This window comes from Mesorhizobium huakuii (assembly GCF_030160235.1).
GTDB lineage: Bacteria > Pseudomonadota > Alphaproteobacteria > Rhizobiales > Rhizobiaceae > Mesorhizobium > Mesorhizobium huakuii.
On record NZ_BSNY01000010.1, the window covers coordinates 161,222 to 184,729 of the forward strand.

General features: G+C 60.2%; 25 protein-coding genes and 1 pseudogene. 12 read left to right on the forward strand and 14 right to left on the reverse strand.

The window, feature by feature from the left end; translation table 11 throughout:
* The first annotated feature begins 64 nt into the window (after positions 1 to 64).
* Both ppsA and QQK95_RS04030 read left to right on the forward strand, forming a co-directional pair.
* Positions 65 to 2,488, forward strand: coding sequence for a phosphoenolpyruvate synthase (gene ppsA, locus QQK95_RS04025; protein WP_409371650.1), 2,424 nt, complete (start codon positions 65 to 67; stop codon positions 2,486 to 2,488).
* Positions 2,489 to 2,497: 9 nt separating this feature from the next.
* Positions 2,498 to 3,190: a CBS domain-containing protein gene (locus QQK95_RS04030; protein ID WP_284269145.1), complete on the forward strand. Its 693-nt coding sequence runs from the start codon at positions 2,498 to 2,500 to the stop codon at positions 3,188 to 3,190.
* 170 nt (positions 3,191 to 3,360) lie between these two features.
* Here QQK95_RS04030 and QQK95_RS04035 read toward each other — a convergent pair whose 3' ends face one another.
* The 6 genes from QQK95_RS04035 to QQK95_RS04060 form a co-directional block, all read right to left on the reverse strand.
* Positions 3,361 to 4,626 (reverse strand): MFS transporter, encoded by a 1,266-nt coding sequence (locus QQK95_RS04035; RefSeq protein WP_284269147.1) that lies wholly within the window; start codon positions 4,624 to 4,626, stop codon positions 3,361 to 3,363.
* 137 nt (positions 4,627 to 4,763) lie between these two features.
* On the reverse strand, positions 4,764 to 5,303 hold the full coding sequence (locus QQK95_RS04040) for an Hsp20/alpha crystallin family protein (protein ID WP_284269149.1): 540 nt from the start codon (positions 5,301 to 5,303) through the stop codon (positions 4,764 to 4,766).
* A gap of 577 nt (positions 5,304 to 5,880) precedes the next feature.
* Entirely contained in the window at positions 5,881 to 6,594 is a 714-nt protein-coding gene (locus QQK95_RS04045) for an ABC transporter ATP-binding protein (RefSeq protein WP_284269151.1), read from the reverse strand.
* Entirely contained in the window at positions 6,587 to 7,813 is a 1,227-nt protein-coding gene (locus QQK95_RS04050) for an FtsX-like permease family protein (RefSeq protein ID WP_284269153.1), read from the reverse strand. Before QQK95_RS04050 ends, QQK95_RS04045 begins: the two co-directional genes overlap by 8 nt.
* On the reverse strand, positions 7,810 to 9,030 hold the full coding sequence (locus QQK95_RS04055; protein WP_284269418.1) for an efflux RND transporter periplasmic adaptor subunit: 1,221 nt from the start codon (positions 9,028 to 9,030) through the stop codon (positions 7,810 to 7,812). Before QQK95_RS04055 ends, QQK95_RS04050 begins: the two co-directional genes overlap by 4 nt.
* A 181-nt stretch (positions 9,031 to 9,211) precedes the next feature.
* The gene (locus tag QQK95_RS04060) at positions 9,212 to 9,919 is read right to left on the reverse strand and encodes a CBS domain-containing protein (protein WP_284269155.1); all 708 of its coding nucleotides are present in this window, start codon (positions 9,917 to 9,919) and stop codon (positions 9,212 to 9,214) included.
* Positions 9,920 to 10,102: 183 nt separating this feature from the next.
* Between QQK95_RS04060 and ftsH the strand changes: the two genes are divergently transcribed.
* From ftsH to QQK95_RS04075, 3 genes are all read left to right on the forward strand, one after another.
* Positions 10,103 to 11,923 (forward strand): ATP-dependent zinc metalloprotease FtsH, encoded by a 1,821-nt coding sequence (gene ftsH, locus QQK95_RS04065; RefSeq protein WP_284269157.1) that lies wholly within the window; start codon positions 10,103 to 10,105, stop codon positions 11,921 to 11,923.
* Between the two features lie 181 nt (positions 11,924 to 12,104).
* Positions 12,105 to 12,752 carry a BON domain-containing protein gene (locus tag QQK95_RS04070; protein ID WP_284269159.1) on the forward strand — a complete coding sequence of 216 codons (648 nt, stop codon included), beginning with the start codon at positions 12,105 to 12,107 and terminating at the stop codon, positions 12,750 to 12,752.
* A gap of 9 nt (positions 12,753 to 12,761) precedes the next feature.
* Positions 12,762 to 13,490, forward strand: a complete 729-nt coding sequence (locus QQK95_RS04075) for a nitroreductase family protein (protein ID WP_284269161.1) — start codon at positions 12,762 to 12,764, stop codon at positions 13,488 to 13,490.
* 74 nt (positions 13,491 to 13,564) lie between these two features.
* Here the strand turns inward: QQK95_RS04075 and QQK95_RS04080 are convergent, their stop codons facing one another.
* The gene (locus QQK95_RS04080; RefSeq protein ID WP_409371651.1) at positions 13,565 to 14,527 is read right to left on the reverse strand and encodes an LOG family protein; all 963 of its coding nucleotides are present in this window, start codon (positions 14,525 to 14,527) and stop codon (positions 13,565 to 13,567) included.
* Between the two features lie 357 nt (positions 14,528 to 14,884).
* Between QQK95_RS04080 and QQK95_RS04085 the strand changes: the two genes are divergently transcribed.
* Complete coding sequence (locus QQK95_RS04085; protein ID WP_284269163.1) at positions 14,885 to 15,436, forward strand: nitroreductase family protein; 552 nt, start codon at positions 14,885 to 14,887, stop codon at positions 15,434 to 15,436.
* A gap of 157 nt (positions 15,437 to 15,593) precedes the next feature.
* Here the strand turns inward: QQK95_RS04085 and QQK95_RS04090 are convergent, their stop codons facing one another.
* Positions 15,594 to 16,040 carry a pyridoxamine 5'-phosphate oxidase family protein gene (locus QQK95_RS04090; protein WP_284269165.1) on the reverse strand — a complete coding sequence of 149 codons (447 nt, stop codon included), beginning with the start codon at positions 16,038 to 16,040 and terminating at the stop codon, positions 15,594 to 15,596.
* A 99-nt stretch (positions 16,041 to 16,139) separates the two neighbouring features.
* On the opposite strand from QQK95_RS04090, the gene QQK95_RS04095 reads away from it, so the two are divergent.
* A complete protein-coding gene (locus tag QQK95_RS04095; protein ID WP_284269167.1) occupies positions 16,140 to 16,637 on the forward strand; it encodes a CDP-archaeol synthase in 498 nt (165 codons plus the stop codon).
* A gap of 3 nt (positions 16,638 to 16,640) precedes the next feature.
* Here QQK95_RS04095 and QQK95_RS04100 read toward each other — a convergent pair whose 3' ends face one another.
* Positions 16,641 to 17,177, reverse strand: coding sequence for a host attachment protein (locus QQK95_RS04100; RefSeq protein WP_284269169.1), 537 nt, complete (start codon positions 17,175 to 17,177; stop codon positions 16,641 to 16,643).
* 243 nt (positions 17,178 to 17,420) lie between these two features.
* Between QQK95_RS04100 and QQK95_RS04105 the strand changes: the two genes are divergently transcribed.
* Both QQK95_RS04105 and QQK95_RS04110 read left to right on the forward strand, forming a co-directional pair.
* Positions 17,421 to 18,068, forward strand: coding sequence for a BON domain-containing protein (locus tag QQK95_RS04105; RefSeq protein ID WP_202350319.1), 648 nt, complete (start codon positions 17,421 to 17,423; stop codon positions 18,066 to 18,068).
* A 303-nt stretch (positions 18,069 to 18,371) separates the two neighbouring features.
* A complete protein-coding gene (locus tag QQK95_RS04110) occupies positions 18,372 to 19,124 on the forward strand; it encodes an SDR family NAD(P)-dependent oxidoreductase (protein ID WP_038647160.1) in 753 nt (250 codons plus the stop codon).
* A 150-nt stretch (positions 19,125 to 19,274) separates the two neighbouring features.
* On the opposite strand, the gene QQK95_RS04115 is transcribed toward QQK95_RS04110, so the two are convergent.
* Both QQK95_RS04115 and QQK95_RS04120 read right to left on the reverse strand, forming a co-directional pair.
* Positions 19,275 to 19,472 (reverse strand): hypothetical protein, encoded by a 198-nt coding sequence (locus QQK95_RS04115; RefSeq protein ID WP_284269175.1) that lies wholly within the window; start codon positions 19,470 to 19,472, stop codon positions 19,275 to 19,277.
* 247 nt (positions 19,473 to 19,719) lie between these two features.
* Complete coding sequence (locus tag QQK95_RS04120) at positions 19,720 to 20,370, reverse strand: hypothetical protein (RefSeq protein WP_284269177.1); 651 nt, start codon at positions 20,368 to 20,370, stop codon at positions 19,720 to 19,722.
* Positions 20,371 to 20,662: 292 nt separating this feature from the next.
* Here QQK95_RS04120 and QQK95_RS04125 point away from each other — a divergent pair, with 292 nt between their 5' ends.
* Together QQK95_RS04125 and QQK95_RS04130 are read left to right on the forward strand one after the other, a co-directional pair.
* Positions 20,663 to 21,442, forward strand: a complete 780-nt coding sequence (locus QQK95_RS04125; protein WP_284269179.1) for a universal stress protein — start codon at positions 20,663 to 20,665, stop codon at positions 21,440 to 21,442.
* Between the two features lie 55 nt (positions 21,443 to 21,497).
* Positions 21,498 to 21,743 carry a DUF736 domain-containing protein gene (locus QQK95_RS04130; RefSeq protein ID WP_409371653.1) on the forward strand — a complete coding sequence of 82 codons (246 nt, stop codon included), beginning with the start codon at positions 21,498 to 21,500 and terminating at the stop codon, positions 21,741 to 21,743.
* A 21-nt stretch (positions 21,744 to 21,764) separates the two neighbouring features.
* On the opposite strand, the gene QQK95_RS04135 is transcribed toward QQK95_RS04130, so the two are convergent.
* Positions 21,765 to 22,289: a Ros/MucR family transcriptional regulator gene (locus QQK95_RS04135; protein ID WP_284269180.1), complete on the reverse strand. Its 525-nt coding sequence runs from the start codon at positions 22,287 to 22,289 to the stop codon at positions 21,765 to 21,767.
* 327 nt (positions 22,290 to 22,616) lie between these two features.
* Here QQK95_RS04135 and QQK95_RS04140 point away from each other — a divergent pair.
* Positions 22,617 to 22,756 (forward strand): annotated as a pseudogene (locus QQK95_RS04140) (DUF932 domain-containing protein); the annotation flags it as partial.
* An 81-nt stretch (positions 22,757 to 22,837) separates the two neighbouring features.
* On the opposite strand, the gene QQK95_RS04145 reads toward QQK95_RS04140, so the two are convergent.
* Both QQK95_RS04145 and QQK95_RS04150 read right to left on the reverse strand, forming a co-directional pair.
* Complete coding sequence (locus QQK95_RS04145; protein ID WP_284269182.1) at positions 22,838 to 23,086, reverse strand: conjugal transfer protein TraD; 249 nt, start codon at positions 23,084 to 23,086, stop codon at positions 22,838 to 22,840.
* 1 nt (position 23,087) lies between these two features.
* Entirely contained in the window at positions 23,088 to 23,414 is a 327-nt protein-coding gene (locus tag QQK95_RS04150) for a conjugal transfer protein TraD (protein WP_284269422.1), read from the reverse strand.
* Positions 23,415 to 23,508: the final 94 nt, after the last annotated feature.

A 23,508-nucleotide genomic window follows, 5' to 3' on the forward strand; every position in this document is an offset into this window, starting at 1 on the left:
GCACTCGGCTCAAATTCTTGATTGGGATCAAGGCTTATGCAGGTGAATTCCGCAGAGTGTCCCGATGCGTAGGGAGAGTCCGGTGAACGCAGGGTCTGCACTTGTAGATAGGCTTACGGCCCGATTTGAGGAGGTCGGACGCGGCGATGTCGGCCATGTCGGAGGCAAGAATGCTTCGCTGGGCGAGATGGTGCAGGCCTTGGCACCAAAAGGCATCCGTGTACCGCCTGGTTTTGCGACGACGGCCAAGGCCTATCGGGACTTTGTGCACGCGAACCGCCTGGAAGAGCGGATCCAAGCACAGCTGGGCGAAATGATTGCTGGAAAGGCATCCCTTGCCGAGACGGGCAAGGCCATTCGGGAATTGTTTCTGCATGGCGACTGGCCCGAGGAAACCGCGACCGCGATCAAGATCGCCTATCGCGCGCTTTGCCGGAGCATTGAAAAAGCAGAGGTCGATGTCGCCGTGCGTTCAAGCGCGACCGCCGAGGATTTGCCCGACGCGAGCTTCGCCGGTCAGCAGGAAACCTTCCTGAACATTCGTGGTGAGAATGCTCTGTTGGTGGCATGCCGCCGTTGCTACGCATCGCTCTTTACCGACCGAGCCATCAGCTATCGCCAGGCAAAAGGGTTCGATCACATGAGTGTCGCACTTTCAATTGGCGTGCAGCAGATGGTCCGTTCGGATCTTGGCGGATCGGGCGTCATGTTCTCGATCGACACGGAAACCGGCTTCAAGGATGTCGTCGTGATCGATGCCGCCTGGGGGCTGGGCGAAAATGTTGTGCAGGGGGCCGTCGATCCCGACGAATACCAGGTCTTCAAACCTCTGCTCTCCGCACCCGCTCTTGTGCCCATCATCGGCAAGAAGTGCGGCGCCAAGGCGCAGAAGATGATCTACGCCGCCGGCGACAACCCAATCCGAAACGTTCCAACCTCGAAGATAGAGCGGACGGCTTTCGTGCTTGAAGATCATGAGATCCTGTTGCTCGCCAGGTGGGCAACTGCGATCGAGGCCCACTACCGCTGTCCCATGGACATGGAATGGGCAAAGGATGGGGAGACAGGCGATATCTTCATCGTCCAGGCTCGGCCAGAGACGGTCCAATCCCGTCGCGAAGCGGCAGCTTTCCGATCTTACACGATCACGCGAAAGGGGAGAAAGCTCATCGCAGGACTTGCGATCGGCGATGCGGTCGTCACGGGCCGCGTCTGCCTGATCGAAAATGCCCGCGACATCGCCAACTTCGTCGACGGTGCAATTCTTGTCACGGGAACCACCGACCCTGACTGGGTACCAATCATGAAGCGGGCGGCAGCGATCGTCACCGACCACGGCGGGCGCACCTCGCACGCTGCCATCGTCAGCCGCGAACTCGGCTTGCCAGCAATTGTCGGCACCGGCAACGCGACCGAATTGTTGCACGGTGAGCAGACCGTAACTGTGTCCTGCGCCGAAGGCGATCAGGGATTTGTCTATGAAGGGACGGCCGACTTCGACACCGAAATCGTCGACATGACCAACCTTCCACAAACGCACACCGAGATTATGCTCAATCTCGCGAACCCTGCCGCCGCGCTGCACTGGTGGCGTCTTCCAGCCGACGGGGTTGGTCTTGCCCGCATGGAGTTCGTGGTAAGCAACCATATCCGCATTCATCCGATGGCGCTGGTGCACTACGACCAGCTCAAGGACGAAGCTGCCAAGCGCGAAATCACGGAATTGACGGTCGGCTATGCGGACAAGACGGAGTATTTTGTCGACAGGTTGGCGCGAGGGCTGTCGCGCATCGCCGCGGCGCTCTACCCAAAGCCCGTCATTGTGCGCATGAGCGATTTCAAGACCAATGAATATGCCGGACTGATAGGAGGCGCCCAGTTCGAGCCAAAAGAGGAAAACCCGATGATCGGGTTCCGGGGCGCATCCCGGTATTACTCCCCGCTTTACCGAGAGGGCTTCGCGCTTGAGTGCCGAGCCATCCGCCGGCTACGGAACGAAATGGGATTTCGAAATGTCATCGTGATGATTCCGTTTTGCCGCTCGACCCATGAGGCCGACCAGGTGCTCGAGGTCATGGCGGCGAACGGACTAAGGCGCGGCGAAGATGACCTGCAGGTTTTCGTCATGTGCGAAATCCCGTCCAACGTCATTCTAGCGGCGGAATTCGCAAAACGCTTCGACGGCTTCTCGATCGGATCGAATGATCTCACACAGCTTACTCTTGGGGTCGATCGTGACTCTGCCGAGCTCGCGAACCTCTTCGACGAACAGGATGCGGCGGTGAAATGGATGATCTCGAACGTCATCAATGCGGCCCGCAAGTCTGGCGCCAAGATCGGTCTCTGCGGGCAAGCGCCGAGCGATCATCCCGAATTCGCGGCATTCCTCGTCGACTGCGGCATCGACTCGATCTCGGTCAGTCCAGACAGCTTCATCGCGGTGAAGCGAAAGGTCGCCATGGCGGAAACTGCGACCAACAAAAAGTGAGGCAAGACAATGAGAGCCAGCGACATCATGACCATGGGGGCGACCACGGTCCGCCCCGACACCACGATCGAGCACGCGGCGCGCGTCATGCTTGAGCACCGCATCAGCGGCCTGCCGGTCGTAAACGCACAAGGAAAGCTGCTCGGCATCGTTACCGAGCGCGACCTGTTGCGTCGGGAGGAGATCGGAACCGCGCGCCATCGCCCGCGATGGCTGGAGATCTGGCTGAATAGGAGTCAGCTGGCGCGAGAGTATGCTCAGGAGCATGGGCGTGAGGTCGAGCACGTCATGAGCCGCGACGTCGCAAGCGTCGGCCCGGATGCGCCGGTCGGCGAGATCGTCGACCTGATGGAAAAGCGTCGCATCAAGCGGCTGCCGGTCGTCAGCGAGGGCAAAGTAATCGGCATCGTCAGCCGCTCCAACCTATTGTCGGCGCTGTCGCGCCATGTCGGTGAAATCCCTTTATCGGTCGTCAGCGACTTGGAAATCCGCAAGCGCATTATGGAGGAAGTTGAAAACAAGGCCTGGATGCTTGACGTCGCGATCGACGTCGTCGTTCACGACGGTGTCGTCCATCTCAATGGTACGGTCGCGGATGAAAATGTGCGCGCCGCGATACGCGTCGCAGCCGAAAACACGTCGGGCGCCGTCCGCGTGGTCGACAATATCCGTGTTGTTACCCCCGCCGCGGACGATACGTGAGTGTTCCTTGGGGTGCAATGAAATGGCTTGTAGACAGAATTGATCCGCATGCGAACGTCTGATTGGATCAAGTGACGAGCTTCGTGTTTTGATGATCGCCACCCAATATCTCGACAACGCTGCCGAGGATTTTCGTCGGCGCTCCCGCCGCAATATGGCTTTGGCCGCATTTAGGATTGGCTGGACATTGCATCCTCTTCGGTCTCGGTTTTTTGATTGCCCCCAAGAGTGGGAACGCGCCAGCGAACCACTCCAAGACCAGCGAGCGCCAGCGCTGTAAGACCTGCGCCCGTCAAAAAGGTCATTTGCGGTCCAAAGATTTCCCAAAGCATGCCTGCCAGCAGGCTCGCCACCAGCAACGCGAAGCCGCCCGCAAGGTTGAACATGCCGAAGGCAGTGCCTCTGAGTTCCGGCGGCGCAGTATCACTGACGAGCGTTGCCAGAAGCCCTTCCGTGAACCCCAGATGCAAACCCCAGAGGGCCACGCCGAGCGCAACACCGGGAAGGCTTCCGGCGCGCGCCAGCACAAGGTCTGCAGCAATGAGGATCGAGAAGCCGACAATTATCATTGTCAGGCGATTGACGCGGTCTGAGAGCGCGCCCGCCGGATAGGCCGCGAGCGCGTAGATTACATTCATGACCACAAATATCAGTGGGATGAGAACGGTTGGCAAACCCATGCCTTGTGCGCGCACTAGGAGAAAGGCCTGACTGAACCTGGCCAAGGTGAACACGGTTGCGACACAGACAACAAGCCAGAAGGACGAACCCAGCCGTCGCAGCTCTGGCATGCTCAGGGGAGCCCGCACCTGACGCAAGTCTGCAGGTCGAACCGGCTCACGAACGGCAAGGGCAAGGACGCCAACCGCGAGTGCGCCGGGAAGAACGGCGACCCAGAACACGATCCGAAACTGATTGGAGGTCAGCCACATCAAGCCAATTGCCAGGAGCGGCCCGACAAATGCGCCTACCGTGTCGAGAGATTGACGAAGACCGAAACTCGCGCCTCGCAGGTCTGGCGGAGCTATATCGGCAATCAGAGCGTCACGGGGGGCGTCTCGGATTCCTTTGCCGATCCGGTCGACAAAGCGTGCTGCCATAACCCATCCAACTGACGAAGCCAGCGGGAACACCGGCTTGGTGACGGCCGCCAGAGCGTAGCCGATGACGGCCAGTAGCTTGCGTTTTCCCAGCCAATCAGACAGCGCACCGGAGAAGACTTTGGTAATGGCAGCAGTCGCTTCGGCAACGCCTTCTATCGTCCCGATCGCCACCATCGATGCCCCCATGACGGTCACGAGATAGATTGGCAGCAAGGCGTGGACCATCTCCGAGGAGACGTCCATCAACAATGACACGAAGCCCAGCGCCCAGATTTCCGAGGAGATGGTCCGAAGGCCTGTGCGAGCACATTCTGATGTCGCAGGGTGTTCCATTGCTCCCTATCTCACCAACTCGATACTGGGACCTCCTCCGTTGCCAACAGGCTCGCAAGCAATCGCCATCTTCAACCGCCGGGACTGAGGCCAACAGCGCGCCGGTCAGGCGCGCTGAGGATCCTTAGCCACGGCAATCAGGCAGCCTTGACCGTGATCTTCTTCTCGGCCTTCTGGGCTTCGGCGGTCTTGGGCAGTTTCACCGTCAGCACGCCCTTGGTGAAGCTTGCATCGATCTTGTCGGTGTCGACGCCTTCAGGTAGCTGGAAGGAACGCTGGAAGGAGCCGTAGCGGCGTTCGGACAGATAATAGTCCTTGTCCTTCTCTTCCTTTTCTTCCTTCTTTTCGCCCTTGATCGTCAGCATGCGGTTGGAGAGCTTGATCTCGACATTCTTCTCGTCGATGCCGGGCAGCTCGGCCGTGATCTCATACTGCTTTTCCTTCTCGACGAGGTCCATCGCCGGCGCCACCGGCCAATCCGCGCTGCGCAGTGACGGCAGTTCACGACCGAAAAGGGAGCGGGTCGAGGGCAGCCGGAAATCGAAAGCGTGGAAGTCGTCGAACAGCCGGTCGATTTCGCGACGCAGGCTTTCGAACGGTGCCGTCCAGTTGTCGGACCGGGCAGGGGCGGTGGTCTTGTCTGTCTTGACGGGGAGTTTGGTGGCAGCTTCAGCCATGGTTCTTCTCCTAGCATTTGGGGTTGAATGCGAGCCCGCTGCCTCGACCCTGTCGCCTCAGGTTTCCCTAGGAGCCGGTGAGAGAAGCGGGCCCGCTTGTCAGGTGCTGTAAGAGGGGCCACGCGCCCAACCACTTCCCGATCTCGGGTCGTTACCGCCCCGCGTGGCAACATCCAGCCTGACATGAGCTGGATCAAAGCAGTTGTGGAGTGGCCGCTCATTGATCGGGATCAATGGCGAGAGAAAAAGTCATTCGCCGGAACTCGAATTGAGAGGCGCAACCACCAAAGGATAGCGCGATGCCTCGGCACCGCACGGCAGTCCGATGATCAAAGGTGCTTGCGCTCAAGTCCGGCGCAGGAGTACCGAGTGCGGACAGTCGATCGGCAAGATGGCCCCCGGCAATGGCGTCGGACGAAAGCTCGGAAATCAGCGACTGCTGTTCTTCAAGAACCGGGTCGTTGGCATGATCCTCCAGGATCGCGGCGGACCGATCGTCGGAAGTATCGGAGGCGGTTAGGTTCGGTGACCGGATCCTTGCTCGATCAGTCCCCAGATACCAGCCGCGCTTGCAGCATCACTGCGAATGGCGTTCCAGCACATTGATACGGTCCTCGGTTATCCTGCCGTCTACGACCTGGATGATCCGATCGCAGCGGCCGGCGAGATCATGGTTGTGCGTGACAATCAGGAAGGTCGTGCCGCGCTCTCTGTTGAAGCGCTGCATCAATTCGAAAACAGCATCGGCTGAGGCCGTGTCGAGATTGCCGGTTGGCTCATCGGCGAGCACCAGCAACGGATCCATCGCCAAGGCGCGGGCTATGGCGACGCGCTGCTGCTGGCCGCCCGACATGTTCAGCGCCCGATTGTTGCGCCATCTGCCGAGGTCGACCCAGTCCAGGAGCTCGTCGGCGCGCCGTTCCATCGTGGCGTCCGGTCGGCCACGATCCAGCAGCATCGGCATCATGACATTCTCGCGCGCGGTGAAAGCAGAGATCAGATAATGGTACTGGAACACAAAACCGATCGTGTGGCCGCGCAGGCTGGTCAAGGCGGCTTCCGACAATTGAGTCGTGTCCTCGCCATGGATCGATAGCCGCCCGGAGGTCGGGCGATCGAGCAGGCCAATGATATTGAGCAGCGTGCTCTTGCCTGATCCGGATGGCCCCATCAGGGCGACGAATTCGCGCGGATGGATGGTGACGTCTATGCCGTGCAGCACTTCGGTCTCGACCGGGGTGCCGACATTGTAGGATTTGCGAATGCCTTCGAGAGCCAGCAGATCAGCCATCGATGGCATCCACCGGATCGAGGCTTGCGGCGCGCAGCGCCGGCACGATGCCGGCTATCACCCCGGTAATGGTGGCAAGGGCCGCCGAAGATACGAACAGGCTCGGTTGGATATAGAGGGGGAACAGTTCGGAGCCATCGGCCTGTCGTGCGTAGCGGTGCCACACCATGAGAGCGGCGGCGCCGACCAGCGCTCCGGCCAACGAGCCGACAAAACCGAGCACGCCGCCCTGGATCAGGAAGACCCTCAGGATTTGTCCGCGCGCGCAACCCATGGCGCGCAATATGCCGATGTCCTTGGAACGCTGAAGCACGGACACCACCAGCACGGCCGCAATGCCGAACGCCACGGACAGGCCGACAAAGATGCGGATCAGGGCACTGGAGAGGTTTTGGGCCCGGATCGCAGTGAATATCTGGGCGTTCGTCTTGATCCAGCTGTCGGCCTCCACCGGTAGCGTCGCCTGAATGTCCTGAGCAATGGTTTCCGCCGCATAGACGTCGGTGACAGTGAGGTCGATCGTCGTCACGCCGCCGAGCAGCCCGAGCAGGCTCTGAGCCGTCCGCAGCGCCACATAAGCGTTGCGCGCGTTCGCGCCCTTGTTGCCGAGATCGAATATTCCCTTGATTGTCAGTGTGCGGCTGCCGCCAATGGCGGTCGTTACGTTGATCTTGTCGCCGATCGTCGCGCCGATATCCTTGGCGAGTTCGAGGCCGACGAGGATGTCGTCGGAGCCAAGCTCTGAATTGCCGGCGACGATGTAGTTCGGCACACGAACGATGCGGAAATAGTCGTCGGCCTGCATTCCAAAGATGCCGATGCTGCGGCTGGCATCGCCGCGTACGGCAAGTGCTGAACCGGATACGGTCGGCGTTGCGATCACCACATCCGGCCGAGCGCGCATCGCGGCGAGGATCGTCTGCCACTGATCGATGGAAAGGATGCGCTGCGTCGGCTGCTGGACGATCGCGGCCTCGATCACCCCATCATGCCATCTCAGTGGTCGGGCGACTTCCTGTGGCGCCAGGAGCTGGATCTGCGGCTGAGAAGTGAGGACGCGATTGGTGAAGTTGGTCTGCACGCTGGTCAGCATCGCCGACATGAACACGATGACACCGACGCCGATGGCGATGCCGCTGAGGATGAATCCCGACTGCATGCGGCCTTCGGCGAGAAACCGCAGTGCTGCGATCCAGGCAAATGTCAGCCAGGGTTTCATGACGCCACCGGCCTGATGCGCTGGCCGGCCCTGACGCCGGCGGCGATCGGAACGACCAGATCATCCTGCGCAAGTCCTTCCAGGACCTCTATCTTGTCGCTCGTGCGCAAGCCGAGCCTGACCGCCTGCTCGCGTGGGCGGCCGTTGCGAACGACGAGAACCCAAGGCGAAGCGGATGTCGGGTCATGCACCGCGCGCGCCGGAACGACCAGCGTCGAAGCGCGCTTGTCGATTTCTATGTCCACGGAGACGGTCATGTCCTGGCGCAGATAGGGCGGGGGAGCTGTTGCGGTGAGCTTCACCTCCACCGACGCGCGCGTGATGTCGACGGACGGGTTGATGTACGACACCTTGGCGTCGAAGCGCTGGTCTGGATAGGCGTCGGCTGAAACCAGTGCGTCCTGACCTACCCGAAGGAGACCGAGGTTCTTCTCGTCGATCTGCAACACCAACTGGACATCACCGGCGGGCGCCAGCACGAGGAGGGCGTTTCCGGGCTGAACAATGGCGCCACGCTCGACATTGCGGGTGATGAGTGTGCCGTCTCGTGGCGCGGCGATGGTCGCATAGCCAAGGCGCGCTTGCGAAGTCGCGACATTGGCCTGTGCCTGATTGAGCTGGGTCAGCGCCATAACGTAGTCGCTGCCCCCGGGCTGTGCGGTGTAGACAGAGAGCTCGGCCGTGCGAACCTGGGTGCGCGCGACATCAAGATCCCTGGTGGCGGTGTCGAGCGTCTCGCGGGTGCCGAAACCCGCCTTGGAGAGCTGTTCGGCCCTTTGGTAGGCCGCGTGGGCATTGACCAGCGTCGCCTCGGCCTGCTTGAGCGCCTGCTGCGCGGCCGGCAGCGTGAACTCCCGCAGCTGCCGCATCCGCGCCTCCGCCTGCGCGGCGGCGCCTTGCGCCTGGACGACCGCGGATTTCAGTTCGCTGGACTCCAGGACAATGAGCGGCTGGCCCCGTTTGACGATCTGGCCCTCGTCGACCAGCACCTCCGCGACCGTGCCGGTGTACTGCGTTCCGATATTCACGCGATAGGGCGTCTCGACGTGGCCGCTCGCCACGACGGTCCTTGTGAGATCGCCGCGGATCACGCGATAGACGACGACTTCGGGGCCGACAAGCCAGCGCGCCAGCGCCAGGGCAAGAGCGACCGCCAGCAAGGCCAGCCCGCCGAGCAGCCATTTGTGGAGCCACACAAAATGCCTGGCCGCCGACATGCGCAGCTTGTGCGATATGTGGGGATGCAAATCTGTGTTGGTCTGCAGCATGGCGGCCTCGAAGAGTGAAATCGCCCAATTGATTATGGCGGCGTGCGCCTGCCGCCTTGTGCCGGATCAATTCTGGCCTTCGGCTGTCGGTGCACGATCGACCGGCCAAGCTCAGGTCGGCAGCCCCGTCTCAAGCTGGCGGGTCGACCACGATGCCGGACAGCGGCTCGACCCAGAACAGATGATCGGTCACCGATTTTACGCCGCCGACGTTTTCTGCCGCGACGAGCGCGGCCTGGCGCTCGCGCTCGTCGAGGATCGCGCCATTCAGTTCGGCAATCCCCTTGTCGACCCGGACATGGATCATGCCAGTACCAGCCCATGGCTGGGCGGCAAGTTCCGCAACGATCTTCTGACGGATCTGTTCGTCGGTTGCCAACGTCGAGTCGCCCTTTGGAAGAGAGCGAAGCAATGCGCGCAGAAGATCGGAACGTGTGACGATGCCGACAACTTTTCCGCCCTCGACCACTGGAATGCGTTTGACCTGGTGGCGCATCATGAGTTCGACGACGTCCTCCAATGCGGTTTCAGGGGATGTCGTGACGACGTTTTCGGACATTACCTCGTCGACCCGACGGCCGTTGGCATGGACATACTCCTCGGCGACACGTCCTGGGCTGACGAGAAACTCCAGCCAGCGTGGGCGCTTGCGTTTCGTGCCCAGCTCGCGGCGGCGCAGAAAATCGCCTTCGCTGACAATCCCGACCAGCACGCCATCGCGGCTGATGACGGGAAGGCCGCTGATCTTGCGCGACAGCATCAACCCGGCCGCGTCGGCAATCGACGCGGACGGTTCGACGGCAATGACGGGGGAGGTCATTATCGATGAGGCTTGCACGTTCATCTCCTTCGAAATCTAAACTTGTTCGGCTTGCCGCCGAGCGACCACGACAGCATGGAATAGCTGGCCTCATCCTATTTCCTGAGCAGGCGCGCGCTTTGACCGACGTCAAGGCAGGGCCCCCATCGAGGTTCCAGGTTGTAACTTCAATCCTGCGAGACCTGGTTCGAGTGCTTAGCGATGGACAACAAGCATAAATTCAACATCGGCTACGTCATGGCAGCGTTCCTGGCGATTGGATTGCTTCAGTCCTGGCTCGCCTATCGCGATACCGCACAGCTTTCCTACAGCGACGTGATCCGCCTCACGCAGGAGGGCAAGGTTGCGTCCGTGACGCTCACCGAGACCATGATCGAAGGTGCGTTCAAGGCGCCGCAGGATGGCAAGACGACATTCGTTGCCAATCGCGTCGACCCTGCGGCAGTCGCGGTTTTCGAGAAGGCCGGCGTCAAGATCAGCGGCGCTTCCGACAGCAACTGGCTGACGACAATTCTCTCCTGGATTCTGCCCGCGCTGATCTTCGTCGGCATCTGGATGTTCTTTTTCCGCGGCTTCGCCGACAGGCAAGGCATGGGCGGCTTGATCAATATCGGCAAGTCGAAGGCGAAGGTCTATCTCGAGCGCAAGACAGGTGTGACTTTTGAAGACGTGGCGGGCGTCGACGAAGCCAAGGCCGAACTGCAGGAAATCGTTTCCTTCCTCAAGGACAAGGACAAATACGGCCGCCTCGGCGCGCGTATCCCCAAGGGCATCCTGCTGGTCGGGCCGCCGGGAACCGGCAAGACGCTGATGGCGCGCGCCGTTGCTGGCGAGGCGGGGGTGCCCTTCTTTTCCATCTCAGGCTCGGAATTCGTCGAGATGTTCGTCGGCGTGGGGGCAGCGCGGGTGCGGGACCTGTTCGAGCAGGCCCGGCAGGCTGCGCCCTGCATCATCTTCATCGACGAACTCGACGCGCTGGGACGTGCCCGCAGCCCGTTCGCGGGTTACGGTGGCGGTGACGAGAAAGAGCAGACATTGAACCAACTGCTGTCGGAACTCGACGGTTTCGATCCGCGCGTCGGCATTGTGCTGCTCGCTGCCACCAATCGGCCCGAAATCCTGGATCCGGCCCTGCTGCGCGCCGGACGCTTCGACCGGCAGGTCGTGCTGGACCGGCCCGACCGCAAGGGCCGGGAGGCAATCGTCAAGGTTCACATCGAGAAAGTCTCAATCGCGCCTGGCGTCAGCGCGGACGAGATTGCCGCGATAACGCCAGGTTTTACCGGTGCCGATCTTGCCAATCTGGTCAACGAGGCGGCCATCGTCGCCACGCGGCGAGGCGCCGACAAGGTGACTATGGATGACTTTACCAATGCGGTCGAACGAATCGTCGCGGGTTCAGAACGCAAAAGCCGATTGCTGAAACCGCAGGAGCGTGAGCGTGTCGCCTTTCACGAAATGGGGCATGCCCTGGTGGCGGTCACGACACGAAGCGCCGATCCGGTGCACAAGGTGTCCATCATCCCCCGCTCGATCGGCGCTCTCGGTTTCACGATGCAGCGTCCGACCGAGGATCGGTTCCTGATCACGGTCAGTGAATTGAAGGACCGCATGGTGGTCCTCATGGGCGGCCGCGCGGCCGAGGAAGTCATATTCGGCGAAGTTTCGACCGGGGCGGCCGACGACCTCGCCAAGGTCACCGATATTGCCCGCCAATGTGTCACCCGTTTCGGCATGGACCCAACGGTGGGACAGGCAGTGCTCGAAGAGCAGCGCCTGCAATGGCTGGGCGACGGCCCTGGTCAGCCGAACAAGAAGGACTATTCGGAGGCCACGGCGCGTGAGGTCGACCTGGCAGTCCGCGGCATGATCGATGAGGCCTTTGCCAGTGCCAGGGATGTGCTTCGCGAAAGGATCACCGACCTGCGCGCCGGCGCAAAGATGCTGCTCGAGAAAGAAACGCTGACGCCTGACGACTTCGCTCCGTTGCGGCGAACCGCGGTGCTGGCCCCGGCGGCGTGAAGGCGAAGCGAGCCAGAAGCCCGTCACCTCTGAGCATACCAGCTGCCCAATGCCTCCTTGCGGGCAGCAGGGCGAGCGAAAGTCGGCCACTGTTGAGCCAGATCAATGAGCAAGGGCGCCAAGGATGCTTTTGTTGTCGCTGCGGGCGAGAAGTCCGCTTCAACAAACAGGAGACAGACCAATGACGGATTTAACATTGCGTCAGAACATTCTCGATGAGTTGGAGTTCGAGCCGAGCATCGACGCTGCCCACATCGGCGTCGCCGTGGAAGACGGCATCGTCACCCTTACCGGACATGTTTCTTCCTATTGGGAAAAGACCACCGCCGAAAATGTGGTCAAGCGGGTCAGGGGCGTGAAGGGTATCGCCGAGGAAATCGAAGTCCGGCTGATTGGACAGAAGGGGACCGCGGACGACGAGATCGCCAGGCGTGCGGTCAATGCGGTCACCTGGAATGTCTCCATCCCGAGGGACAAGGTGCAGGTCAAGGTCCAGGACGGCTGGATCACGCTGACCGGGAAAGTTGAATGGCAATACCAGAAGAACGCGGCGGCCGAGGCCGTGCGCGGGCTGGCCGGCGTCGTCGGCGTTGCCAATCAGATCGAAATCACCCCACGTGCCTCGGTGCCCGACGTCAAGAAGCGCATCGAGGATGCGCTGAAGCGTGATGCGGAAATCGAAGCCCAGGCGATCCGCGTCAACGTGCAGGATGGCAGGGTGACACTTGAGGGCAAGGTCAAGGCCTGGTCCGAGCGCCAGGCAGCGGAACGCGCCGCCTGGTCGTCGCCGGGCGTCCGGGTGGTGGAAGACCGGATTGCGATTGTCTGATGGCTCGACTTGGCTGAAGCGGCGGCTCAAGCGGCCGCCGCGGTTCAACGTGGCGTCGACCGAGAAAACGACGGAACCATGCGCCGATTTACGAGACGTCTCTTTCTGACAGCGGCTGCGCTTCCCATTGCGTTGGCAAGCCGAGCGGCATCCGCCGACATCGCCGCCAGCTTGCCGGAGGCAATGAGGCTCGGAGGAATGCCCCTGCTTGAGGCCTTGTCCCTCAGGTGCTCGATCCGGCTCTTTGACGACAAGCCGATCGAAGAGGGGGACCTCTCGACTTTGCTGTGGTGCGCTTTTGGCCTGAACAGGCCCGCTACCGGCGGTCATACGGCGCCGTCATGGCACGGCTCGATGGAGACCGTGATCTACGTGGCGGACGGACAGGGAGTGCGCCAATTCGATCCAACGATCCAGGCGGCTCCCATCGTGCTTGCGGAAGATATTCGCATGAGGACAGGTGCCGAGCCCTTCGTTGGAACCGCGCCTGTTGTGCTGATCTATGTCGCCGACCGCGCTCGCATGTACAAAGCAAGCGCCGAGGAGCAGATCCAGGCTGCGCACGTCGACACAGCCATCGTGGCACAGAATGTCTATCTCTATTGCGCCTCTGTCGGTCTTGGCACTTGCCTGGTGAGCAGCGTCGACAAACGAGGTTTGGCCCAACTTCTCAAGCTGCCCAAGTCCCAGATCGTCACGTTTGTCCAACCCGTCGGATATCCGAAGCCTGCGGTCTAAGCATAGGGGTTCGATTTTGACTCAGTGTGCCGCCCGGTCGGCCGAAGCGCTTTCTTGGGCTCCTGATGGGGATGTCACGGCGGATGAGAAGCCGTTGGCGCAGGATAGAGCGCCTCTCCGGCCGCGGCATGCCAATTCAGTATACCCTCCCATATTTCCTCCGCCGTTTCGGCGAACCAGAAGAGGTCGCGATCCTCCGGATCGATAACGCCTTCCTCCACCAGGAAGTCCATGTCGATGGCACGGCGCCAAAACTCTTTGCCGACCAGGACGATTGGAATTGGCTTGATCTTGCGGGTCTGAACAAGGGTCAGGGTTTCGAACAGCTCGTCCAGCGTTCCGAACCCGCCGGGAAAGGCGACAAGGGCCTTCGCGCGCAGCAGGAAATGAAGTTTGCGGATGGCAAAATAGTGCACCTGAAAACAAAGTTCCGGGCTGACATACGGATTGGGGTATTGTTCATTCGGCAAGCTGATGTTGAGCCCTACCGAAGGCATGGAAAGATCGTAGGCGCCGCGGTTGGCAGCCTCCATGATCCCGGGACCTGAACCGGTCATGATGACGATTTGGTTATCCCGCTGATCGTGATTGGCGCCGCTGACCAATCTGCCAAACTGACGTGCTACATCGTAGTAGCGGGCCTTCGATGCGATTCGTTCGGCCGCCCTGAGACGCAAGGTCACGTCAGCGGGCGGTTGCACCAACTCCGTCTTCCGAAGTGCTCGAAGGTTGCGCCGGGCCGCAACTGGTTCGCAGATGCGCGTACTGCCGAAGACAACAATCGTTCCGCGAATGCGGTGCTGACGCAGCAACATCTCTGGCTTGAGGTAGTCGATCTCGAGTCGCGGCCCACGCGTATCATCGTTTTCGAGAAAGGCAGGATCTTCGACTGCCAATCGATAGCTAGGGCTGGCAAGTATGGCCTCGATCCGGCTAGCCGCTCCAGGGTCGTCTGCCGGAGTTTTGCGGGTCTGCCCAGGCAACGGCAGCTGCCGCTGCAGCGGGTGGGGCGGCGCCGGGACAGAGATGGCATCCAAGGTCGCCTCCGGCCTGCGTCTCGATTTTCCAACCTCGGATCGGGCCATCTTGATGGCTCTCCTATTCAGACTGAACAGCGCATCCCCAGCGTCGACCATCGTGCACCGTGGAGGCGCCAACACATTGAGCCTCGCTCTGAGCCGTATTGGATCGCGACACCAGGGCGATCAGACCTTGATCGGTAAGCCGTCCATGGCCTTGTGCCTCTTCGCAGGTTTCCCCGCCGTCTGCGGCTCTTTCTCTCCGCTCACTTTCTTGGCCAGCATCGGGAAAGCGGACGATAACGCTTTGAGATGCATCAAAGCGCGACCTGTATTGGCTCCTAGATTGGCGGCAAGTCAGCTTTGGAGCATGTCATGGAACTTATGGAAGCGTTGCGCACTCGCCGTGCCGTGCGGGAATTCACGGACGACCCAGTGGATCAAACCGTAGTGGAAGATCTGATCGGAGCGGCCATCTTGGCGCCGAGCGCCATCAACCGTCAGCCATGGGGCTTCGTGGTGGTGCTCGGAGCCGAGCGTCTGCGCAGGCTTTCGGTGGAAGCCAAGCACTATCTGCAGCTGCACTTGCCCGCCGGATCCCCGCTGGCAATGCATGCAGCCGACCCGGCTTTCGAGATTTTTCACGGAGCGACCGCACTCGTCATCATCTGCGCTCCAGATGGTGAGAGCCAGTCATTCGAGGACTGCTGCCTGGCCGGGCAGAATTTCATGCTTGCGGCGCATGCAAAGGGTCTCGGGACGTGCTGGATCGGTCTGTCGCGACCGTGGCTCAACGATCCGCCAGTCAAGGCGGAACTCGGCATTCCGGCAGAGTGGCACGCAGTCGCGCCGATCATTCTGGGTCATCGCAGGTCGCTTCCATCAGCGACGCCACGCCAGAAGGCCAAGATCATATGGAGCCGATGATCCATATGCACATCGCGGTCAACACAACGGTGCGGGTTGTGAACGCATTGCCCAAATTGTCGCTTCTGCGCCTGTTGCGCTATGATTTGGGACCGACGGGCGCGCTACGGCCGCGGTCGCCGCAAGCCCACCTAAGCTGAAGCCGCCAATATGGATACTACTCCCTGGCTTCTCGCCCCGAGATATCCTCGACAGCTATCCGGAAGAATATGTGCCGGGCATCGTCAGCCAGGGGAGGGGTGAGTGGTTTCAGAGCGCCCGGATCCCACCAGCTGGTGTGGGTACTCAGCAATGACCAGGCACGATCCCGCTGGCGCTTGTGACCGATCCTCTCGGGCAACTCTTCGTAGCGTCCATCCGCGACGACGCTCTTCCACTGACGTCCTGGTAGCGGACTCTCGACAAGCACCGACACTTGCGGATTGATGCGCATCCAGTCGATCTTCTTGCCTGGAATGGAGAATGCGTAAAATGCGTCATCGGCGTAGGCATAGTAGATCGGCACGACATAGGGACGCCCGTCGTTGGCGCAAGCCAAGCGGGCCAGATGATGCCCGGCCAGCACTTCGCTGCATTCGCTCTTGCTCAAGGCACGTATCAACATTGCTGTCTCCAGAACGGTTGAAAACCGAGGGATTTGACCGTCAACAGACGCCTTGGTCCCGGCAGGCTCTGCCTTTCAAGCGTCTGAGCGGGAGAGACCGTGTCACAGCTTAGCCTCTGGCCGATTGCCCAGTTCCTTATTTTGCTGACCCTCGCGAACGGCGTGCCGGTGATCGCGAAGAGAATGCTTGGCGACTGGCTTGCCTGGCCAATTGATGGCGGTTGGCTTTTCTGGGACGGGCAACCACTTCTGGGGCGGTCAAAGACGGTTCGCGGATTGGTCCTGGCAATTCTCGCAACGACGATAGGCGCTCCCATGATCGGGCTCGACATCGAAACCGGGATGCTCGTGGGTTTCACCGCCATGGTCGGCGACATGTTCTCCAGCTTTCTCAAACGCCGCCTGAGATTGGCTCCCAGTGCCCAGGCCCCTGGTTTTGATCAAGTACCGGAATCCCTGTTGCCTTTCCTCGTAGCCAGGAACCTTGTTGGATTTTCGGCCTGGGACATCCTGATCGGTGTTGGAGTGTTTTGGATCGGGGAACTGCTGGTATCCCGGTTCCTCTACATGCTGCATGTCAGAGACAGACCGTATTAGTTCTCACTCGCTGGTGGATAGGCGGTTGATTTCGAGCTTGCGGATCGCATCGCGAAGCTCGAGCGCCGACAACTTGGTGAAGTCCTTGGCTATCTCTGCGGCGATGACTTTGCGGAGGCTTTCCGGAAATGCCTGACGAAGGTCGCCTAACATCTGGGGAGCCGCAACGACAACGAGTCGGTCAAAATCCTTCGCAAGATGATGATTTTGCAGCGTGTCGGCCAACGTTGACGCAAAGGCTCGATCCTCCTCGCGCACGGGCTCTGAATGGTACTCCATCGCCGATCGGCGCGTCCCGACTGAGGCGAAGCTGCGACCGGGCTTGTCGGCCATGATTTCGCGCAATTGCCGTCGCTGCGCCTTAAAAACCAGATCGTCACCGTCACCTGACGGTTCCCCCGCCGACAAGACATCGCGCAGTATTCGCGCGCGTGCTCCATCCGCGACCAAAACCCAAATCCTCTGCCGTCTCATGGATAGCCTCGTTCGAAAACCAGCCATCATAATCATAGCGTGACCAAGGCTTTCGTTGTTGATCAAGGTCAATGCCGCCTTGCATTCTTGACGCTGATGCGTCGTCCCAAGCGGCTCTAGCCGATGCCAGGTCGAGCCTCGCCCAGGCGCACGGCAGCTTGCGTCGGGTTCGGGCTTTGGCAGTTGGGGCGTTCATGCGTGTTCGATCCGCGCGCGAGCAGGTCAGCCTGTTTGATCCTCATCAAGGCCACAACCAGCTCATCCAGGCAGTCTGAAACCGGAGGGCTTTCGTTCTGGAAAGGTGCGACAATGAACGACAATATCTTACGGCAGAACATTATCGATGAATTGGAGTTTGAGCCCAGCATCGACGCGGCCAATATCGGCGTCGCCGTCGACAACGGCGTGGTCACGCTAACCGGTCATGTTTCGACCTTCGCCCAGAAGGCTACCGCGGAAAATGCGGCACTTTCCGTCAAGGGTGTGAAGGGCCTTGCGCAGGAAATCGAAGTGCGGCCTTACGGTTCAAATGTCACCACAGACGAGGAGATCGCCAAGCGTGCTCTCCACACCATCTCCTGGAACACGGTAATTCCCGAAGGAGCTGTTCAGGTCAAGGTCCAGAATGGCTGGGTAACCCTGACTGGAAAGGTCGACTGGCAATACCAGAAAGCCGGCGCTGCCAACGCCATTCAATATTTGGCGGGCGTACTCGGTGTCTACAACAACATCGAGGTGAAACCCCACGCGTCAGTGTCTGATGTCAAGAAGCGCATCGAAGATGCACTGAAGCGCAATGCCGAAGTCGAGGCGAAGGCAATAAATGTAACCGTGTCCGACGGCAAAGTCCGGCTCGACGGCAAGGTGCATACCTGGGCCGAGCGGAGTGCGACGGTAAGGGCCGCCTGGGCCGCGCCCGGGGTTCACCTGGTCGAAGACCGCATTATGATCGCGTGAAGTGATTTGGATGTTAAGGGAAGCGAAACATGCCGCTTCCCTTATTTTTTTGCAGGCCTGACGGCACTGTGGAGCGTCGCCACTCGAAAGGTCGGCACAACCTTGAAGCTAACCGACAGCCTCGATCCAAGTCCTGGATTGGCACGATCGAAGTGAACGTCGTGTTCCACCGCTGGTTTCGCGAGCGGAGAATCTTATCGACTCGGATTCGGGGCCGTTGGCGTTCCTTCGCGACCGCAGCTTGACGACGATCAAGTCTCTTCTCACGCCTGCCGCTAGAGTGACATGTAGTGGAGTGACATCATGAGAGATTTCAAAGGGAAGACCGCGATCGTGACCGGGGCCGGATCAGGCATCGGCGCGGCAATTGCAATTGAACTGGCGGCACGCGGTGCGCATGTCATTGCCGCAGACATTGATTTAGTGGCTGCAGAAACAACGGTGACGAAAATTGCTTCGACGCTTGGCAATGCGCGTGCCTTTCGGGTCGATGTCGCCGATCCGGGCTCGGTCGAGCAAATGGTGGCGTTCGCGGTCGAGACATTTGGCGGGCTCCAACTCGCCGTAAACAATGCCGGCATCGGCGGGCCAAGCGAGACGACGGCCAATTATCCCCTTGATGACTGGCGCAAGATTATCGATGTCAATCTCAACGGCGTTTTCTACGGTCTGAAATACGAGGTCGCCGCCATGCTGAAATCGCGCGGAGGCGCGATCGTCAATATGTCGTCTATTTTAGGCTCGGTTGGTTGGGAGAATGCCTGTGCCTATGTCTCGACCAAGCACGCGCTCATCGGGCTGACAAGGACGGCCGCCATGGAATATGCCGGCGACAATATTCGCATCAACGCCGTTGGTCCCGCCTTCATCGATACGCCATTGCTGACGAAAAACCTCGATGCCGAAACGATCGGACAATTGGCGGCCTTGCATCCAGTAGGTCGCCTGGGGACACCGGAGGAAGTCTCGGCGCTGACGTGCTTCCTGTTGTCCGCCAACGCCAGCTTCATCACCGGCAGCTACCATCTGGTGGATGGTGGGTACACCGCCAAATGATTCAGTTGCCACTGAAAACTGCTCACTGCAGTCATACTGAAATCTATATCCGAATGGGAGTGCGACACATATCGCTTCCCTCTCGCTGTTGATGGGAGGCAGTCGCACGGCTGACTTGGCGCAGCGTTCGCGCAAGTCATGGCAATCGACCTATCTATGATAACCCTCTGCTGATCTGATTGAGCGCTTATAGGGCGGGTGGTTGGTGATGTTCAGGAGTTTCGCCTTTTCTTCGTCAAGCAGCTTCAAAAGAAGCTTCCGAGTTGCCGGGTCCGTTTCCGTCTCCAGCTTCTTTTCGAAGTGCTTGATGTTCTCGCGGTGCACGAACTCAGCTTCGCTGCTTGCCATCGTGCGCTCCTCCTCTTGGAGCCTTTCAAGGCTTGGTAAACTACGCCCTTCGCGCCAATGCGTCCAGAGCGTCCCCCAGCCCAGGGGAAGGCGGCAATCCGAGACAGCCTTCAAAACTTTATCAACAATTCAGCCAAGGCCAGGAATTCACCGCAGACTGACAAGCCGCCGGCGTTTCTCTCGGGTCGCCGGCTCAAGCGAGCTTGTGACCCGCCGCCTGAATCGCGAGCCGCCGTCTCCGTCTTGATTATCGCCCCGGATTTTTCGCGCGGGCGGTCTTGGACGGGGCAGTTGGCGCCGAGAAGGGCATGCCAAGGTTGATGGAAGTCGGCGGTACGCTACCCGTCATCGAGAAGGGCACCATGGCCGGTGTCGGCGGTGCGCCGACGCGAGCGTCTGCAGCTGGATACTCGGTAAGGAGTTGTTGCGCGGCTATTTCCTGCGTCCATACGGCAAGGACGCTCTGCTGCGTCGTCACGGTGACGACGCAGTAACCCCGGGGATCCAGGACGAAAAGCGCCGCGCCGTCTTCATTATGAATTTGTTGGAAAGCCCGGTCGATGACTTGCAGGCAGGCAACCAGGCGCTCCAAGTCCGGCAGGTGTGTGTGGCGAAGCATGTCGGCTAGCCTGAAGGCTTGCACGCCGCTTTCAGTGATCTTCGCGCCTTCGCGGCCAAGTTCGAAGAAGACGTTGACGACAGGCAGCATACCCCTGACCGTTTCATAGATCGTCATGGCTTCCTGGGGACTGCATCCCACCAGGTGCGACGCGTCGGGCGCCATGGTGTCGGAAACCGGGTGCAGGCCCAGCGAACGGGCGATCTCATGTTCTAGCCATTGCCGCACTTCCGGCGGAGCGGATCGAATCTGTTCAGGGCTCAGTGTGATGCCGACCATTTCGGAGTCTCCCATTCGCCTGGTACCGCCAGGACAACAGAGGCGTGATGACACGACCTTGATCCGCATCAATCAACGGGCGAGTGACCTCTGGTTGCACGCAAGCTTCCGCGTCGGGTCACGAGAGACAGAGATGGCAGTTGGACGGAAGACCAATGTTTAACGGCAGGACGCTTCGCGTTGGCAGGCCACCTGCGCCGATCATCTTGTTCGTTTGATCCGGCTCAAAGCACGCCGTTGCCGATCGCGCTTAAAAAAAGCCCTGCCACCTGCAAAGGAGAAGGAGCGTCACATGGGCTACAAGGATATCCTGGTCTTCCTCGACGGTTCTGTCGAAAACACGGCACGAGTGGATTTTGCCCTTTCTTTGGCGAGGGCGCATCGTGCGAGGTTGACGGGCGTCGATGTCGACTCCGCGGCGGCGTTTGTCGGCGAGTGGTCCGAACGCGCGAAATCGCTTGAAGAAACATTTCACGCAAGCGCCGAACGGTTCGGTGTGGACGTCCGCTTCAGGGTCGCAGAGCAGAGCTCGGGCGACTGGAAGAGCTACTATACGCCGTATGCGGATCTGGTGATCGCCAGCCAGCCCAATCCCGAGGTCGCCGACAAGATCCTGCCCGAAGTGCCAGGGGATTTGCTTATGTCCGCGGGCGTGCCGATGATCCTACTCCCACGGGACTGGCGTCCGACGCCAGTTGGAGAAGAGATCGTGATTGCCTGGTCACCAAGCGGACAGGCCGCGCGCGCTGTGCACGATGCGATGCCCATACTGACCCAGGCGCGAAAGGTAACCGTATTCAAATTTGCGCCTCCGGCCGACGCAAAGGATGCGGATGTTGACCTGCTGCGCGACCATTTGCGTATGCATGGCGTCAAAGCCGAGACCGACCGCTGGACGGACACTGGCGATCTATCGGCAATCGAGGCGCTATTTGCTTCGCGCGCAATGGAGGAGGCAGACCTTATCGTTGCCGGCGCTTACAGCCATTCGCGAATCCGTGAGGCCTTGTTCGGCGGGATGACCAAATCCCTGCTCGACCAATTCTCCTTGCCGGTGTTCGTCTCGCACTGAATGCGAACCCGTTCTCTCCGGCCGACAGCGACAATGAAAAGGGCCCGGCGTCCGCATCTTCGCTGGCGCGACCGAGTTCGGGGCAGCATGGAAGAAGACCTCGCGCGAGGGACGCGACTACCACTCCGTCAAGCTTGATGATCCCAGCTTCCCCGCTCCGATCTATGCGAGCCTGGTCGAGACCGACACCGAGGGCGACTTCTCGCTCATCTGGTCCCGCCGCACCGCAGAGTGCCCCCCCTTAAAACGAAGCCCCGCCGCAAGGCGGGGCTTCGCCATGTTAGGGTCAGGCGCAGCCTAGGCCTGTGTCAGATGCAGCAGGTTACGCTTGGGCCCGCGCCTTGCGCGGCTTCTTCATCGGCGACTTGATTGCCGTAGCAGTTGTTCTTGCCGCCGCCGCCCGTATGGTCGGTTTCCGCTTTTCGGCGGACGTGGCCGCCGGCGTTTTGCGCCCGAGTCCACTTGATTTCGCCAATGCCGAGCGCGTGGCCGCATAGTTCGGCGCCACCATCGGATAGTCCGCTGGCAGGTTCCACTTCTGCCGATATTGGTCAGGGGTCAGGTCAAAGTGCTGAAGATGCCGTTTGAGCGATTTGAATTTCTTTCCATCTTCCAGACAGATGATGAAGTCGGGCGTCACGGACTTCTTGATCGATACTGCCGGCTCCTGCTTGACCACAGGTTCTACCGCTGGCGTGCCAATGCCGTTCAGGGCGGCATGAATATCGCCGATCAGCTTCGGCAGCTCGCCAACCGGTACTGGATTGTTCGATACATAGGCCGCGACGATGTCAGCCGTTATCGACACGGTATCCAGTTGGTTGTCTTGTTCGAGAGCAGTGGTCATATAATTTCCCTTTTTTGTATCGGATGAATTGAGCGACGTTTGATTTTCTACCGTGCCCACGACGCAAATAGTACGTTTCTTCGTAAAATCCACCTCTCTTGCACAACATGACAAGAGTAAGTTTCGCTTCTTTCGTCCCATCGGCTGGGATGTCTTTGCCGATCTCATCTAAAGAGCGAGGAGCTTTCCTCGCTTTTCCGCTGTTCCAGCTGGGCAGAGCAATGCCGCTGGCTCGCACCCTGGCTATAGAGTTGTAACAACGCGCCGTGTGCATGATCGCATCTGCGGCGCGTGGGAGGTTTCGAGGGGAACACGATCTGGCGTTTGAAGTTTGCTCATAGGGCAGCGCCTGCTTTGACGAGCTTCGCCTACTCAAGCCTTGCGCCCTTCATCATCTGGATAAAGGCTCGCGAGAGAAGATTGTCGCCGGTAGCGACGAAGATCGCGAAAGCTTCCTGCGCAAGCGCTTGGCTGCGGCGTCGGCGCTGGCGCACCGGCGGAAGTCTGCTGTTCGGGCTCGCGCCGGCGGCTGTTCGCGCCAACTGTGGCTAGGTTCGCCGTCCCATCTGCTGTTTACGCCGTTCCGCATCGAAGGCCTGCCTTCCCTTGACGACCCATAGGTTTCGCGCATGCTCGGCGTCGTCGCTCTGGAGTTTGTCCGCGATCCAGAGAAGCGCGCCGTGGATGATGGCGCGATCGTCGTTGGTCAGCTCGACGATACCTGCCTTGACGACGAGGCCGCCGAGTTCGATCAAATGTCGGGTGCGCTTGCGACGCTCGACCTGCCAGGTGCGCATATCATGCCGAGCCCGTGCCGCTTGCCGGCGATTGCGGGCTGCCCGGTTGCGCTGGAGCGCTGCGAAGGTTGCGCTGAGATTCCAGAGCAGTTCGCCGGGACCGGCTCTCGAAAAACATCACTCCACGCTTGGCCCATGCCTCACGCTTTGAGGTGTCTCTCGTCTCTGTGATTGCAACCAGCGCGCCAGCCAGTTCGTCCGTGCTCAATTGATCGGCGCCGGTGGCGATCACCAGCTCGCCAAGCTGCTGCACCTTTCGCGTCTTCAGCTCGCGCGCTTTTTCTTCCAGCGCCTTCAGTTCGGCGTCGAAGTCCCGTGGTTTGCGCATGGTCGTCTCCATTGATTGTCGATCTCTGGATGATAGTTGAGCGTCTGCCGGAAGGCTTCAGGGTTGCCGAGACAGCCCGGGACGGGCTGGTCCA